The 13,000-nt window shown below is 62.4% G+C and carries 13 protein-coding genes; 5 read left to right on the top strand and 8 right to left on the bottom strand.

Features of this window, described 5'->3' with window-relative positions; translation table 11 throughout:
* Positions 1-80 precede the first annotated feature (80 nt).
* On the bottom strand, positions 81-467 hold the full coding sequence (locus K8I61_09565; GenBank protein ID MBZ0272275.1) for a hypothetical protein: 387 nt from the start codon (positions 465-467) through the stop codon (positions 81-83).
* A gap of 444 nt (positions 468-911) precedes the next feature.
* Positions 912-1,139 (bottom strand): cupin domain-containing protein, encoded by a 228-nt coding sequence (locus K8I61_09560; protein ID MBZ0272274.1) that lies wholly within the window; start codon positions 1,137-1,139, stop codon positions 912-914.
* A 231-nt stretch (positions 1,140-1,370) separates the two neighbouring features.
* Here K8I61_09560 and K8I61_09555 point away from each other — a divergent pair, with 231 nt between their 5' ends.
* Together K8I61_09555 and K8I61_09550 are read left to right on the top strand one after the other, a co-directional pair.
* On the top strand, positions 1,371-1,850 hold the full coding sequence (locus K8I61_09555) for a hypothetical protein (GenBank protein MBZ0272273.1): 480 nt from the start codon (positions 1,371-1,373) through the stop codon (positions 1,848-1,850).
* On the top strand, positions 1,847-4,405 hold the full coding sequence (locus tag K8I61_09550; GenBank protein ID MBZ0272272.1) for a bifunctional YncE family protein/alkaline phosphatase family protein: 2,559 nt from the start codon (positions 1,847-1,849) through the stop codon (positions 4,403-4,405). Before K8I61_09555 ends, K8I61_09550 begins: the two co-directional genes overlap by 4 nt.
* 3 nt (positions 4,406-4,408) lie before the next feature.
* Here the strand turns inward: K8I61_09550 and K8I61_09545 are convergent, their stop codons facing one another.
* The 6 genes from K8I61_09545 to K8I61_09520 form a co-directional block, all read right to left on the bottom strand.
* Positions 4,409-5,416, bottom strand: a complete 1,008-nt coding sequence (locus K8I61_09545; protein ID MBZ0272271.1) for a hypothetical protein — start codon at positions 5,414-5,416, stop codon at positions 4,409-4,411.
* On the bottom strand, positions 5,413-5,709 hold the full coding sequence (locus K8I61_09540; protein MBZ0272270.1) for a DUF167 family protein: 297 nt from the start codon (positions 5,707-5,709) through the stop codon (positions 5,413-5,415). The genes K8I61_09545 and K8I61_09540 overlap by 4 nt, the downstream gene beginning before the upstream one ends.
* Before the next feature lie 23 nt (positions 5,710-5,732).
* Positions 5,733-6,236, bottom strand: a complete 504-nt coding sequence (locus K8I61_09535) for a DivIVA domain-containing protein (GenBank protein MBZ0272269.1) — start codon at positions 6,234-6,236, stop codon at positions 5,733-5,735.
* A 70-nt stretch (positions 6,237-6,306) separates the two neighbouring features.
* Positions 6,307-6,813, bottom strand: coding sequence for a YbjN domain-containing protein (locus K8I61_09530; protein MBZ0272268.1), 507 nt, complete (start codon positions 6,811-6,813; stop codon positions 6,307-6,309).
* Positions 6,813-9,296 (bottom strand): bifunctional YncE family protein/alkaline phosphatase family protein, encoded by a 2,484-nt coding sequence (locus K8I61_09525; GenBank protein ID MBZ0272267.1) that lies wholly within the window; start codon positions 9,294-9,296, stop codon positions 6,813-6,815. The genes K8I61_09530 and K8I61_09525 overlap by 1 nt, the downstream gene beginning before the upstream one ends.
* 68 nt (positions 9,297-9,364) lie before the next feature.
* Positions 9,365-10,198, bottom strand: coding sequence for a hypothetical protein (locus K8I61_09520; GenBank protein MBZ0272266.1), 834 nt, complete (start codon positions 10,196-10,198; stop codon positions 9,365-9,367).
* 459 nt (positions 10,199-10,657) lie between these two features.
* Here K8I61_09520 and K8I61_09515 point away from each other — a divergent pair, with 459 nt between their 5' ends.
* The 3 genes from K8I61_09515 to K8I61_09505 all read left to right on the top strand — a co-directional run.
* Positions 10,658-11,719 (top strand): hypothetical protein, encoded by a 1,062-nt coding sequence (locus K8I61_09515; GenBank protein ID MBZ0272265.1) that lies wholly within the window; start codon positions 10,658-10,660, stop codon positions 11,717-11,719.
* Positions 11,720-11,738: 19 nt separating this feature from the next.
* Positions 11,739-12,593, top strand: a complete 855-nt coding sequence (locus tag K8I61_09510; GenBank protein ID MBZ0272264.1) for a hypothetical protein — start codon at positions 11,739-11,741, stop codon at positions 12,591-12,593.
* A 6-nt stretch (positions 12,594-12,599) separates the two neighbouring features.
* Positions 12,600-13,000: hypothetical protein (locus K8I61_09505; protein ID MBZ0272263.1), on the top strand; the 401-nt coding region annotated here is incomplete at its 3' end.

Here is a 13,000-nt window from a genome sequence, read left to right as displayed (position 1 = left end):
GAGGACAAGCGTCAAGATCAGATAAGGTTGCTGTAGCGCCACCGAAGGTGGCTCCCCGGCCGCTCGCGAGCGGCCCCCAACTATGCCGCCTTGGGCGGCTCACAACTTAAAGCCCCCGGCTTTGCCGGGGGTCGGTTACTTTCGTTTTTTCCTTCTCTTACAATACGGTGAATTTCCGGCAATCGCGCTGCGGGATCAACCGATACCTTTTTTATGTAATCGCGGTACTTTTCAAATTCCCTATCCCCGCTTAATGAAGCGTTTGGCGAAAGACGCGGATCGGTCGCTGTTGGCACAACACTACTCGCGCCGGGTTTATCATTGGCTGCTGGATTCGACGGGGTGTCATTTTGAGTGTGGCATCCCGCCAATGCTAACGAGGTTAGAATAACAAATAATTGAACCAATTTCCGCCGTTTTCGCGAGAGTCTCCCTTTTCGCGCACCGAGGTCGTAATAGTCAGCCATGCGTTGCATACCTTTGTTTGAAGGAGGCGCGATGCGCGGCGAGAACCCGGCCCAGGCGACGCTCCTTTCCCCTTCAACGTCGAAAAGCGTATCTCGGCTACGCACGTCTGTTGGATCAGGGCGTTGGCAGGCGAAGGTGCACCCCTTGATGGTTTCCCGCCTCAACGCGCTTCGGCTCAACCCGCCGGGCCACGCCATCGCCGGTCGCGGCTCGTGGTATTCGTGCGTTGATAGCCCGCGTAGGCAGTAAAAATCCGGGACAGGTACCTATTATTGCTAGGCAAACTTCGGCTTCGCGGCAGAATTCGCCCTTTCGCCCGCAATGCGGATTTCGGATCGGCTGCGTTTCGCACGTTCCCTCCCCTCCCGAATTTTCGAGAGAATCCTACCGCATTTCGCGGCTTGTGAATAGCGATTCCCGTGCTATCCAGGACTGCCCTCGCGTCAGATTCCCTTGGGAACGACGCAAATGAAAACAAGATCCTCGGCGCCCGTGTTGCGGATCTGATGAACCGCGTCGGGCGCGACGTAGGCGACGTAACCCGGTCCTACCGGAACGACCTCGCCCTCATATTCCACCTCGCCGGAACCGGCATGGAAGAAGATTTCGTGCTCGCAGGGGTGATGATGATGCGGCGTGTGGCCGCCGGGCTTCACGGTGAAAACGCGCATGGTGAAATTCGGCGCGCCCTGGAAAAAAGCGGGACAGGCACCTATTTTTGCGCGGCAAACTTCGGCTTCGCGGCAGAATTCGCGCTTTCGCCCGCAACGCGGGTTTCGGATCGATTTCGTTTCTCACGCAAACGCCTCCCGATTTTTCATGGGCACCCTACCGAATTCCGCCGCGCGCGGTAAGAGCGATGGGCATGGTGGATTTCGGCGATTCGTCGGCTAAAATGAAGCGTGCTCAACATCGGCCTCGTTCTGATCATCGTATTCTCGTCGCTGATCTCGCTGACGATCGTCATCACTGTCGTGGCCAGCGTCCGGCGGCGCAGGGACGCGCTTCCGCCCGACATGCTCGACGGCGAGCTGCCGGACGGGCCGGCCGCGCGCGGATTTTACCTGGGGACCTATCACGCCGGAGGCGACAAGCCTTTTTCCGCGCAGGGTTTTTTGAATGGCGGCCCGGGCGTATTTTACACGGACGGCACGGGCGTGAATTTTCTGATCGACGGCTCGCGCCAGCCCGTGCATATCCCGTTCACGCGCCTTTCTGGAACGGAAACGCGAAAGCTGACGCGCGGCAAGCATCACGGCGAGGACGCGCTGCACGTCACCTGGACGCTTGACGGCAAGTCGTATCGTTCGGTGTTCGTGCCGGCAGACAAAAACGTCGCGGCCCTGGCCGCGCAACTGAACAAACAGGCGGACGGCCCATGAACGCACCATTCGTTTTTTCTCGTCGATGGATGGGAATTGCCCTTGCGCTCGGGGTGCTTTTGATCGTCTCGGGCTGCGCGTCCGGCGGCACGCCGGAATCCGGCGCGAACGATGCCGCCGCGCCCGAATACGCGCCTGGCGGGAGGAACGTCGTGCCCGTGCCGGAAGTCGACCCGAAAGCGGACGAGCCGCAGGCGACGCCCGACGCCTATCTTCGTCCGGGCGATCTGGGAGACGGGCGATACGTGCTGCCGAACGGGCGCATGATCAGCCCCGCGGGCGATATCGTCGGCACGGCGAGCTTCCCGATGGATGTCGCGGTGTCTCCGGACGGCCAGACGGCGATCGTTACCACGGCCAAACATTCGACGATTCACGTGGTGGATGTTGCGACGCGCACCGTGACGGATATTCGCACGCTTTCGAACGTCTATTCGGGCCTCGTCTTCGACGCGGCCGGCGAACGCTTCTGGGTGAGCGGCGGCGCGTCGCACAAGATCTTCGAATTCACGCTTGCCGGCGGCGTCATCACGCAGGAGCGTGAAATCCCGCTTCCGAACATGCCGTCGGGGCTTGCGCTGTCGCCCGACGAATCTCGGCTCTACGCGGCCTGCTACATGGGCAAGCGCGTCGCGGTGATCGACCTGGATACCGGAGCGGAAATCGACTCCCTTGCCGCGCACCTGTTTTCGGTGGACGTGAAGGTGACGCCCGACGGCGCGCGCGCCTTCGTCGCCAACCAGGGGCCGAACACGGTTTCGGCGATCGACATCGCCACCGGCGCGGAACTCGCGAACATTCCGGTCGGCGCGAATCCGACGCTCATTGCGATGTCGCCGGACGGCTCGCGCGTGTACGTACCGAACGCGGATAGCGACGACGTTTCCGTCATCGACACCGCGTCGCTGACGGAAATCGCGCGTTGGGAACTGCACCCCGGCGCGCAGACAATCGGTGCGTCGCCGGTCGCGGCGGACGTGTCGCCCGACGGCACGCGGCTTTACGTCACGAATGCCGGCTACAACTCCGTGGACGTCATCGACATGTCAAACGGCGCCGTGCTCGGACGCATCCCGACGGGCTGGTATCCGACAAACGCCTTTGTCGATGGCGCGAACGATCTTCTGTTTGTCACGAACGGCAAAGGGGAGGGCAGCGCCGGCCTTGGCCTATGGGACAACTGGCAGGGGTCGGTGTCGATTGTCGATCTGCCGAGCGCGCCCGAGCTTGCCGATTACACAACGCAGGTCGAAAACAACGTACGCTTCTCGCTTTCGCACTTCGATCTTTCCGGCGAGATTCTTTCGCCGATCCCGACCACGTGGGGCGCGCCGTCCCAAGACATCAAGAAGGTCTTTTTCATCCTGCGCGAGAACAAGACGTTCGATCAAATCCTCGGCGACCTGGAGGGCGTGGAGGCCGATCCGGACCTCGTCAACTTCGGCGAGTTCGTCACGCCGAACGCGTACAAACTCGCGCGAACGTACACCGTCCTCGACAATTGCTATTCGGAAGGCGACACGAGCGTGCTCGGGCATCTGTGGGGCACGTTTTCGATGGTCAACGATCACGCGGAAAAGGCCTATAGCGCGCCGGGTTTCTACCCGATCTCGGATTTCGACGAGGACACGCGCCCGCCGAGCGGTTCGATTTTCGCGAACCTGCTCGATAACGACGTGCCGTTCCGCAGCTACGGGCAGGTGGTCGGCATGGCCGAGGATCTGGAGCGGTTCGCGCCGTACATGGATTTCAAATACGGCTTCTGGAACATGGGCGTCGATGATCGCGTGAAGATCACCGAGATCTTCCGCGAGATCGAAGCGGGCATCTTCGAGCCGTTCACCTACATCGTGTTGCCGAACGATCACACTTACGGCAGCAAATCCGGCGCGCCGACCGCGCGCTATCTCGTGGCGGACAACGACGAGGCGCTCGGCCGCCTCGTGGAGTCTCTCTCAAACCGCGACGACTGGGGCGAAACGGCGATCTTCGTCATCGAGGACGACCCGCAGTCGGGCACCGACCACATCGACCCGCACCGCGTGCCGTGCCTGGTGATCAGCCCGTGGGCCAAACGCGATCACGTCTCGAGCGTGCTTGCGACGACGGCGAACATCTGGTCGACGATCGAGCACATCCTCGGCATTCCCGCGATGACGAAGTACGACGAATTCGCGTCGCCGCTCTACGACGCATTTACCGCCACGCCGGATCTGACGCCGTACGAAGCCATCCCGAGCAACATTCCCTTTGAGGTAAACACCCTCGGCCTGCCGTGGCAGGCGTATTGCGACGACGCCGATTTCACGACGCCCGACGCGGTAGAGAATCTGGGGCGCGTCCTGTGGGATCTGACGCGCCCGGGCGATCCGTGGCCCGAGCAATACGCGCTGCCGGAGGACGGGGAGGACGAGGCCGAGGAACACGAGGAGACGGAAACCTACCGCCGCGGCATCGCGAAAGCGCTCACCTGGGCGCGCGAGCACGGCATCGACATCCCCGGTTACACGAGCGCGCACCCGAATCCGCGGGCACGAGACGCGCGGCGGGACTGAGCGTCAATTGTCGTAATCCAGATAGTCGTCCGCGAAATCTTCCCACCGCTTGTAGAGGCGGCGCTTTTTCCGCTCGCGCAGAAGATCGCGGCGTTGGCCCCGAAGTTCGTCGAGATCGTCTTCGAGCTGCAATCGACGCATCCGCCGCCGCGACCGGAAAAAGTAAACGACGATAACGACAAGAAAGAGCATCGACGCGGCGCCCCAAACAAGGTCGCCGCCGATGAGCACGTGAACCCACGTGTAGTTCGCCTCGATAAATTCATGGAACTCGCGGTCGAGGTCGTGGACGGGGACGTGCGTCGCATACGATAGCGCCTGCTCGATTGACTGCCCCTCGCGCAGTTTTTCGACGACATCCGCGATCGCCGCGCGGCGGAACAGATAATCCACCCACGCCTGGCTTTGCAGATACGCCAGATGCGCCTCGTCCTCGTCGCGCGGAAAACCGCGCGTCAGGCGGGAGAGGGGAATCGTCTTGCCGGCGAGCACGGCGTACGTCATGCGCAGCGTCTTGCCCTCGTGCCACGGCTCCGTGACGTGCTTGGCGATGCCCTCATCGAGCCAGCGCGGCGCGTCGCGCGGGGCGAGCGCGCGGCCCATCACGATGTGCACGACCTCGTGCTTGAACGTTTCGAGCGGCTCGACATTCGAACTCTCGCGAATCGCGGCGCGCGGCGAAAGCAGGACGATCAGGTTGTCGCGCGGGAACGCCGCGCCGATCGACCACTCCGGCACGATGGAGCGCGGCTGCGTCGTCGTGTACGCCTCAAGGCTCGGCGCGATCACGACGCGCGTGCGCGCGTTGAAGTCGAAACCGATGAGATAGGTGACCTCGGCGCGAATCGTCTCCGCGTGATCGGCAAGATAGCGAGCCATGCGCTCGTCGGGATCGGTGTACTCGAATCGGAAGTGCGTCGTCTTGATGGTCTTCCATTGCGCGACGCCGGCGGCCGCCGAAGCGGTGACGCAAAACGTAAACAGGACGGCGATGACGACGGACCGGATCAAGACGAATCCTCCAGCAGGCGCTTTTGCGCCGTCTCCATCGTAACCCCGGCGACGCGCAACGTCTTGCGCCGGTCATTCGCGCCCGCCTCGATCGTGATGGACGAGGCCGCGACGCCAAGCCGCCGGGCCAGAAACTTCACAAGGTGCGCGTTCGCCTTGCCGTCGACCGGCGGGCTCGTGACGGAAATCTTCAGTCGATCGTCATGGATTCCGGCGATCGCGTTGCGCGATGCGCGCGGGGTCAGGCGGACGTCGATGAGAAGATCGTTTCGGTCGGTGCGGAAGGGGGGCAAACGGGAAAGGAGCTTTGGGGCGGTCAGGCCTTTTTCGGGAAGACCTTCAGCTTGGCCGCCTCGCCGTCCTTTTCCTTCATGCGCGCGCTCGTCGCCTCGAGCAGGTTGTCGTGCGCGCGGATGAGGGCATGGAGCTCCGTTTCGAATTGAACGCGCTGGCGCTTGAGTTCGGCGATGTCGTACTGCACGCGCTCGACCTCGTGGCGCGCGTTGTCGACGATGCGCTCGGCATCCAGACGCGCCTCCGCGACGACGATCTCCGCCTCCTTTTTCGCGTTCGCCTTCATGTCCTCGACCATCTTCTGCGCCGAGATGATCGCGTCCTTCAGAACCCGCTCATTGGCGTGCATTTCGGAAAGTTGCGCCTCGAGTTTCCGGATCTGATCCTTCTGTCCCTCGATGATGCGAAGCGTCTCCTCGTAGTCCTGCCGGACGAGATCGAGATAGCTGTCGACCTCCGCGGCTTCGTAACGCTCGCCTTTTTTCTTGAAGGAATGTTGCTGGATATCAAGCGGTGTCAGGCGCATGGGCGGCTCCGGTCGTTTAGCCTATGTGGTATTGCCAAGGGCGATATGTACCACATCCGGTGCGTTCGCCTCAACGAAGGGCCGCGGGCTTTTCCGGCATCGAGGGCGAAGCCTTTTCGGCCAGCAGCGGACGCACCTGTTCGGCCGCGCCGAGCAGCCGCTGAATCGCGGCGATCAGCTCGTTTTGCGTCAGGCCGCCTTCGGTCGCGAAATCGTGCGACAGGCGCACCTCGCCCGTGTCGTCCACCCATTCGAGCTTCACGAGCGCGAGCTTGTAGTTGAGCGCGAGAAGGCGCCTCGCCTTATCGCAAAACGCGGCATCGCCGGCCTCGACGCGCGCCAGATCGACGATCGCCACGTAGACGTATTTGCGCCCGGCGTCGACACGAAGGAAAAACGCGGCCGGTTCGCCGTCGGGAAAGCCGGTCTTGAACTGCACGGCGTCGTCGCCGGCATCCTGGACCTCGATTTTGGCGGCGGCCAGGTGCTCCTTCACGGTCGCGAGCGTGACGTCCGCGGCGTGGGCGGGCAGCGCAGCGACCGCGAGAAGCGACAATACGAAAGTGAGGCGACGCATCACGGTTCGACGGGTTCCACGCGCATCAGGTTCGGTGCCAGCGGCTGGATCCCCCTGGCGCGCGCAACTTCCATCCACCTTTGCATCATCGCGCGATATTCGTCCGCCTCGTCGGCGTCCTCGGCAATCTCTTCCTCGAGGATGTTCCGGTCAACGGACAGATGCCAGGGGAATTCCTCGCCGGGGCGCATGATCTTCCAATGGATCTCGCCCATGTTCGGCACCTGGTCGGGGATATCCCAGACCTGCTTGCGCGACCAATCGGCCAGGGGCCCGTTGGCGGGGTTGTATTCCAGCGGGATGGTGCGCGGCCGGGCGTCAAACGGCGTGAAGTCCGGCGTCATGGTGAACGCGTCATACATCGGCGCGTTGTCGCGGTCGTATCCCGTCACGGAGGGAATGCCGAGGATCAACTCCATCGTCAGGAACATGCTGTTCATCGAATAGAGCGTGCTACTGACGAAATCGCGCTTGGCCCATGGGCTGATGACAAGGCCAATCGTGCGGTGCGCGTCGACGTGGTCGGCGCCGGACTGCGGATCGTCCTGCGTCACGAAGATGGCCGTCTCGTTCCAGTACGGCGAATGGCTGACGTAATCCACGAGTCGCCCGAGCGCGCGGTCGTTGTCCGCGACAAGAAACCCGGGCGTCGGCTTGCCCTCGTCCGAGCCGTACGTGTGGTCGTTCGGGATGAGAATGAAGATGAACGGCGGCCAGATGCCCGCCTCCATCTCGCGGATGACCTCTTCGATCTTCGTCTCGTCGGAAACGAGCATGTTGTAAAAGCCGTAGTGCAGGTTGACGTACGGGTAGATCTTGTCCATGTCGCCGAGCGTGCCGACGATTTCGCCGTAGACGCGGAACGGGATGCCGTTGTCGAGCAGGTGCTCGAAAATCGTTCCTTTCGCCGGGCGCGAGGTGTGCTCGATGTTCGGGATGCCGAACCGGCCCTCGGCGAAATCCACCTTTTCGATGTAATCGGGGCAGATCGTCGAGGTCGCCCACATGTGGCCACGATAGGAGTTCTGCGCCTCGGAGTAGAAATTGTCGAAGTTTGAAAACTCGGCCGCGAGCGCGTGCGCATTCGGCGTGAACTCGCCGCAATAGATGCAAAGCCCCGGATCGGCGTTGGTGTGCGAAAGATCGCCGAAGACCTGGTCGTAGGTCTTGTTTTCCTTCATGACGAAGATGACGCGCTTGATCTGGTCGCTGGCCACGCCGCGCTGGCGCGGAATGGGCGATTCGAAAGCGAGGTTCGTGTAGAAATTTTTCGTGCGTTCGTTGTTGTCGATGACGTCCTGCGTCAATTCGTCCCAATCCTCCGGATCGGGCCGGTCGAACACGCTGAATGTGCCCGGCTGGTTTTTGGCTTCGCCGCCGGGGCCCGAGCCTTCGCCCTTGCCGTTGGCGACGATGACGAGATTCTCCTGGTCCGACACGGCGATTGCGGAGGGGTACCAACCCGTCGGCCAGAGCGCGAGGAACTCGTCGGTCAGCGTGTCGATGACGGCGATGGCGTTGTAGCCCGAGCACACGACGTACAGATTCGTGCCGTCGAGCATCATGGAGGTCGGCATGTATTGATAGTAGTCGTCGCCGTTCAGCGAGATTTCCTTGGTTACCAGGTTCGCGTTGGTGTCGATGACGCTGACGATGTCTTCGTCGGACGACGCGACGTAGAGCTTGCCCGCGCGGTACACGACGCCCTGCGGCGCCTTGGCGACCGCGATCTCGTCGATGACCTGGTTGTTCGTCGTGTTGACGACGGTGATCGAATCCGAACCCCAGTTGCTCACGTACGCGCGCGTGCCCGAATCGTTGAGGGCCACCGCGTACGGATACACGCCCGTCGGCCAGACGCGCGTCGTCGCGCCGTCGGAAAGGCGCATCGCCGCGACCTTATTCCCAAGCGACAGCGCGACGTACAAGGTCGACTCGTCCGGCGAGAGCGCGATGCCGATGGGATAGCCGTAAAGTTGCAGCACGCGATTTTGCGTCAACACGCCGTTCGTGACGTCAAATTCCCACACCGAGTTGTCGCCGCCGCCGGAAACCCAAAGTTTGTCGCCCGCCGCGTTCATGGCCAGGCCCTGAAACACGCCGCGAAGGGTGACGTTCTGCGTGAAGGTCATGGTGGACGTGCGGAAAACCGAGACGCGCCGGTCGGCGATCGACGTCATGAAGACGTATTCGCCGTCGGGCGACGTCACGGCCGAGGTCATGACGCGGGGCGCGGTCACCTGGTTGCCGAGCGGCGAGATGAATCGGCCGTTTGGAATGATGATGCGGCCGTCGATTTCGGCGCCGACCGGAAGATCGGCATCCGCGTGCGGCGTCGATTTGCCGGGAGCGCGCTCGGGAGCCTCGGCGTCCCGTTCGCCGCCGGCGCCGGTTTCGTCCGCAAGATCGCCGCTTTCGCCGTTACAGCCGGTCAGGGCAATAAGCGCCGAAAAAAGAAGGACGGCAAGTTTCATCCGCGACATGAACGACCCCCTAACGCGTTTGCGTCTCAGCCTATCAGCGGCGCGCGGCCCGAACAAGGTCGAAAGCGTCACCACGTCGCGCGCCGCGATGCGGCGGCGGCATCGTCAATCAGCCCGAGTTGCCAGGCCATGACAACCGGGTATCGCTCGGCGAACGCAGCCGTGGCCCGACGCACCGATTCGATATCGACGGCAAGGTCGTTTGCGCCGGCGTTCGCAAGCGATGGGCCGATAACCGAATGCGATCGCGCGGCCGAAAATTCGTTGCGCTCTTCGGTGATCATGAGGCCGTCGCGCAGCGATACGATGCGGTGATAGGCAACGACCCGCGCGCCGCCGGCGGCATCGGAGCGCCGTTCGATATCGGTCAGTTCGACAAGCACCAGGTAAGCGACATCCAGGCGCTCGTGCGCGCGGCGCGCGTCGAGGCGGCGAAAAACGTTTCGCCCGGCGTTTTGAAACGGCGCGTGGCTGCGGAAAAGGATCGGCTCAAAATCGGATCGCGGTCGCAGGTCGGCGGCGGGTCGATAGGACGCGCGTTCAAAGCGGCCGGGCGCCGGCCAGGAGCGAACCGGTTCAACCGCGCGCCCGTCATCCGGGTCCGGACCGCCGGGGAGGGCGCTCAGGTAGGGTGCCGCGCCGGATGCCGCGACGAGCGGCCAGTCCGGGTGATCGGCAAGAAGGCTTGAACGCATTCGCTCGGCCAGCGGCGCTTCCCATGCGGAAAGATCGACGGGAACATCCAGGCTTTCGATGGAAATCTCAGCGCCGGTATCGAACGCGCGGCTCACGACGATGCGATCGGGAAGCGACAGGAGAAGCGCGCTTTTCGCGGACTGATCGAGCGCGACGAGATGCCGCTGCCACGTCGCGTCGGTGGGAGCGCACGCCGCCGCCGACACGGCGATCCAAAACAGCGCGCAAAGGTAAAATCGGCGGAAAGTCATTGCCCGGGATGATGAAAGGCGGGCGCGCGCGGGTCAACGGCGCGTCCCGCCAACCGACCGGGCCGGCGCGCGCGAGGACGTCGCGTAAGCGCCCCTCAAAAAGAAAGCGTGTCCTGCGGAAATCGGCATCCGCGCGCTTGACACGATAGGGGGGCATGTATTTAATGCAGCGTCCTTTTTTCGATTTTTCGTCGCGACGGATTTCCAGGATAAAAATGGCGGGAGCCCCCCGGCGCGCGAGTCGTCGGAGGGACCCCGGCGATCCGGCTTGTGGGTTGGAAACCGGCGGCGAAGGATCATCGGGAACGCATCGATCGCCCCGCGGCGGTGGTGCGTTCCTCGGGGTAGCGAGCGGACGGGTTCGGGGATCGGAACTTTTTGACGCCATCTCCTGTCTTAAGGAAACGAGGTCGTATGCTCACGCGACGAGGTCGCGGCGCGGTGTTCGCGCTGGCAATGATTCTGGCGACGGCGCGCGCCGCGGGAGCAGAGGGTTTGCTGGACAAAAACCTGCACCTTTTCCAGCCGACGGTGGACGGAAGCGGTTTGATCACGACGTACGGATCGGAACCGCTCGGTCACTTCCGCATGTTCTATGGGCTTTATGGCGATGTCGCGGCGGACATTCTCGATTACGAGGCGCCGCCGGACAGCGAGGAAGCCACGCTGATCGAGAATCAGGCGGGCGTGAACCTCGTGTGGGCCATCGGTTTGTCGAAATACGTCAATGTCGGCCTGGCCTTTCCATTCACGCCATTTCGGACGTTTGACGAGGAATACGACACCGAAGTCTATCCCCATCCGCTTATCGACGAATTCGAGGAAGACGATCCGGATCGCCCCGAGGGCGTGAAGATCGGCGAGGACACCGATTCGTTCGCGTTCGAGGACATTCGCCTGGACCTCAAATTCATCCTGATCGACCGCCTGGAGCGCTGCCTCGGCGTTGGCCTCGTGACGACGTTCGGCTACCCGGTGCTGAACAACCCCCGTGACGATCAATACACCTCCGACGGCGGCCTGACGGTCGCACCGCGCCTGGTGGCGGACCTTGGCCGCGAGTGGTGGACGGTGGTTTTCAACGGCGGATACAAATATTTCGCCGAAAAGGATCGGGCGCGCCTGCCGGGCCTGTCCGAGGAAGTCGCCCATCCCAACAGCGGCGATTTCCGCACCGACGACGAACTGATGGGCGGCCTTGGCGTCAAGTTCCGGTTTGCCTGGGGCCAGGAATTGATGCTCGACTCCGCCGTACGCACGTTCGCGAGCGATCCGTTCGGCGATTCCCGGGAGGATTACGCCGAGGTGATGGGAGCGTATCGCAAGTTTTTCCGGGGCTTCAATTTTACCGCGCTGACGATCGGCGGCGGGGTCGGACTGACCGATGGCATCGGCACTCCGGCCGGCCGTTTGTTCATCGGAATCACGCGGGAAGAAAATCGGCTGCACATCATGTCCCTTGACAGGGCATACTGACGTGGGGAGATCGAACCGAATGTTGCGCTCGACGGCTCGAAAGGCCCTTCCGATTCTGTTGTTGCTCGCGCTTTTCGCCATGGGTTGCGCGAGCAAGGCGGCGTCCGGTCCCGAGGAGAGCAATTTCGCTCAGGACGAACTGATGCGGCAGCCGCTCAAGGATCCGCCGTCTTACGGCCTGTTCCACGATTCGATGGAATTCTACGAGCAGAAGCTCGGCATCAAATTCTACAAGAACGACAAGGGCCGCTATCTGCCCTATTCGACCTCGACGTGGAAGTCGTTCTCGATCGCCGACCAGTACAACTCGTGCCTTTACGACTTCTCGATGAAGGGGCTCATCGGCTATCGCTCGCTCGAAGGCCGCTTCCGCTACGTCATCGAGATGGATTTCGCCGAAGGTCCGTGCGGCGTTCAATACCCGAACGTCGACGTCACCGCGATGGACAAGGTGACCCTGATGGAAGGCTCGGTCATCACGCCGGCCTTGAAGGATCAGCTCGGGCGCGGCCTGAATTTCTGCAGCGCCGAAAAATTCCTGCAGCAAGTCCTTCAGGTGCCGTGGAAGATCCGCGTGCGCGGCGAGGGACTCGAGCAGGCGATCGCGCGCTACGCCGAGGAAATCAAGAACCCGATGGACATCACCTACGGCGACATCGTGTTCTTCACGCGCTACTACGGCGAACGCAACGTGGCGATTTACGTCGATTACGGCGTCATCGTGTATAATTCGTGCTTCAAGGCGAAGGCCCGCCGCATGACGCCCGACATCAATTATCGCGTTTACCGGCTGTACACGGGCTTTTCGCTCGCGGAATACAAGGTCCATCAGGACGTTTTCATGCAGGACATCGTGGGGCGACCGGAGTACTGAGATCTGATGCTTGAACATCCCCACAAAGACCCGGCCGCGGACCTTGAGCCCGCCCGGTCCGAAATCGAACTCGAGGTCCAGGGCGCCAGGCTGCACGCCGCCGAGATCTCGAGCATGTCGTGGTCGTTCGATCTGTCGATCGAGGCCTTCCTTCACGATCCGCGCAACTTCACGCGGTTCGATCCGGCCTCGCTGCACCTCGAGCACGCGCCGAGCCGCGACGACTTCTCCACCTGGAAAGAGGTCGTCTGGGCGGGCACCAAGGATTTCCTCTCCAAGTGGGAAAACCGCGCGCTTGTCGGACTCATTCTTCTGTTCGTGCTCCTTCTGTTCATGATCAATCCGGACGTCGTGCGCACGATGCGCGAGATCGAGATGCTCCCGCCCATCCTGGATACGCCGACGCC

Source organism: bacterium (assembly GCA_019912885.1).
In the GTDB taxonomy this organism is placed as follows: Bacteria; Lernaellota; Lernaellaia; order JACKCT01; family JACKCT01; genus JAIOHV01.
This window is presented reverse-complemented; position numbering and strand designations above follow the sequence as displayed.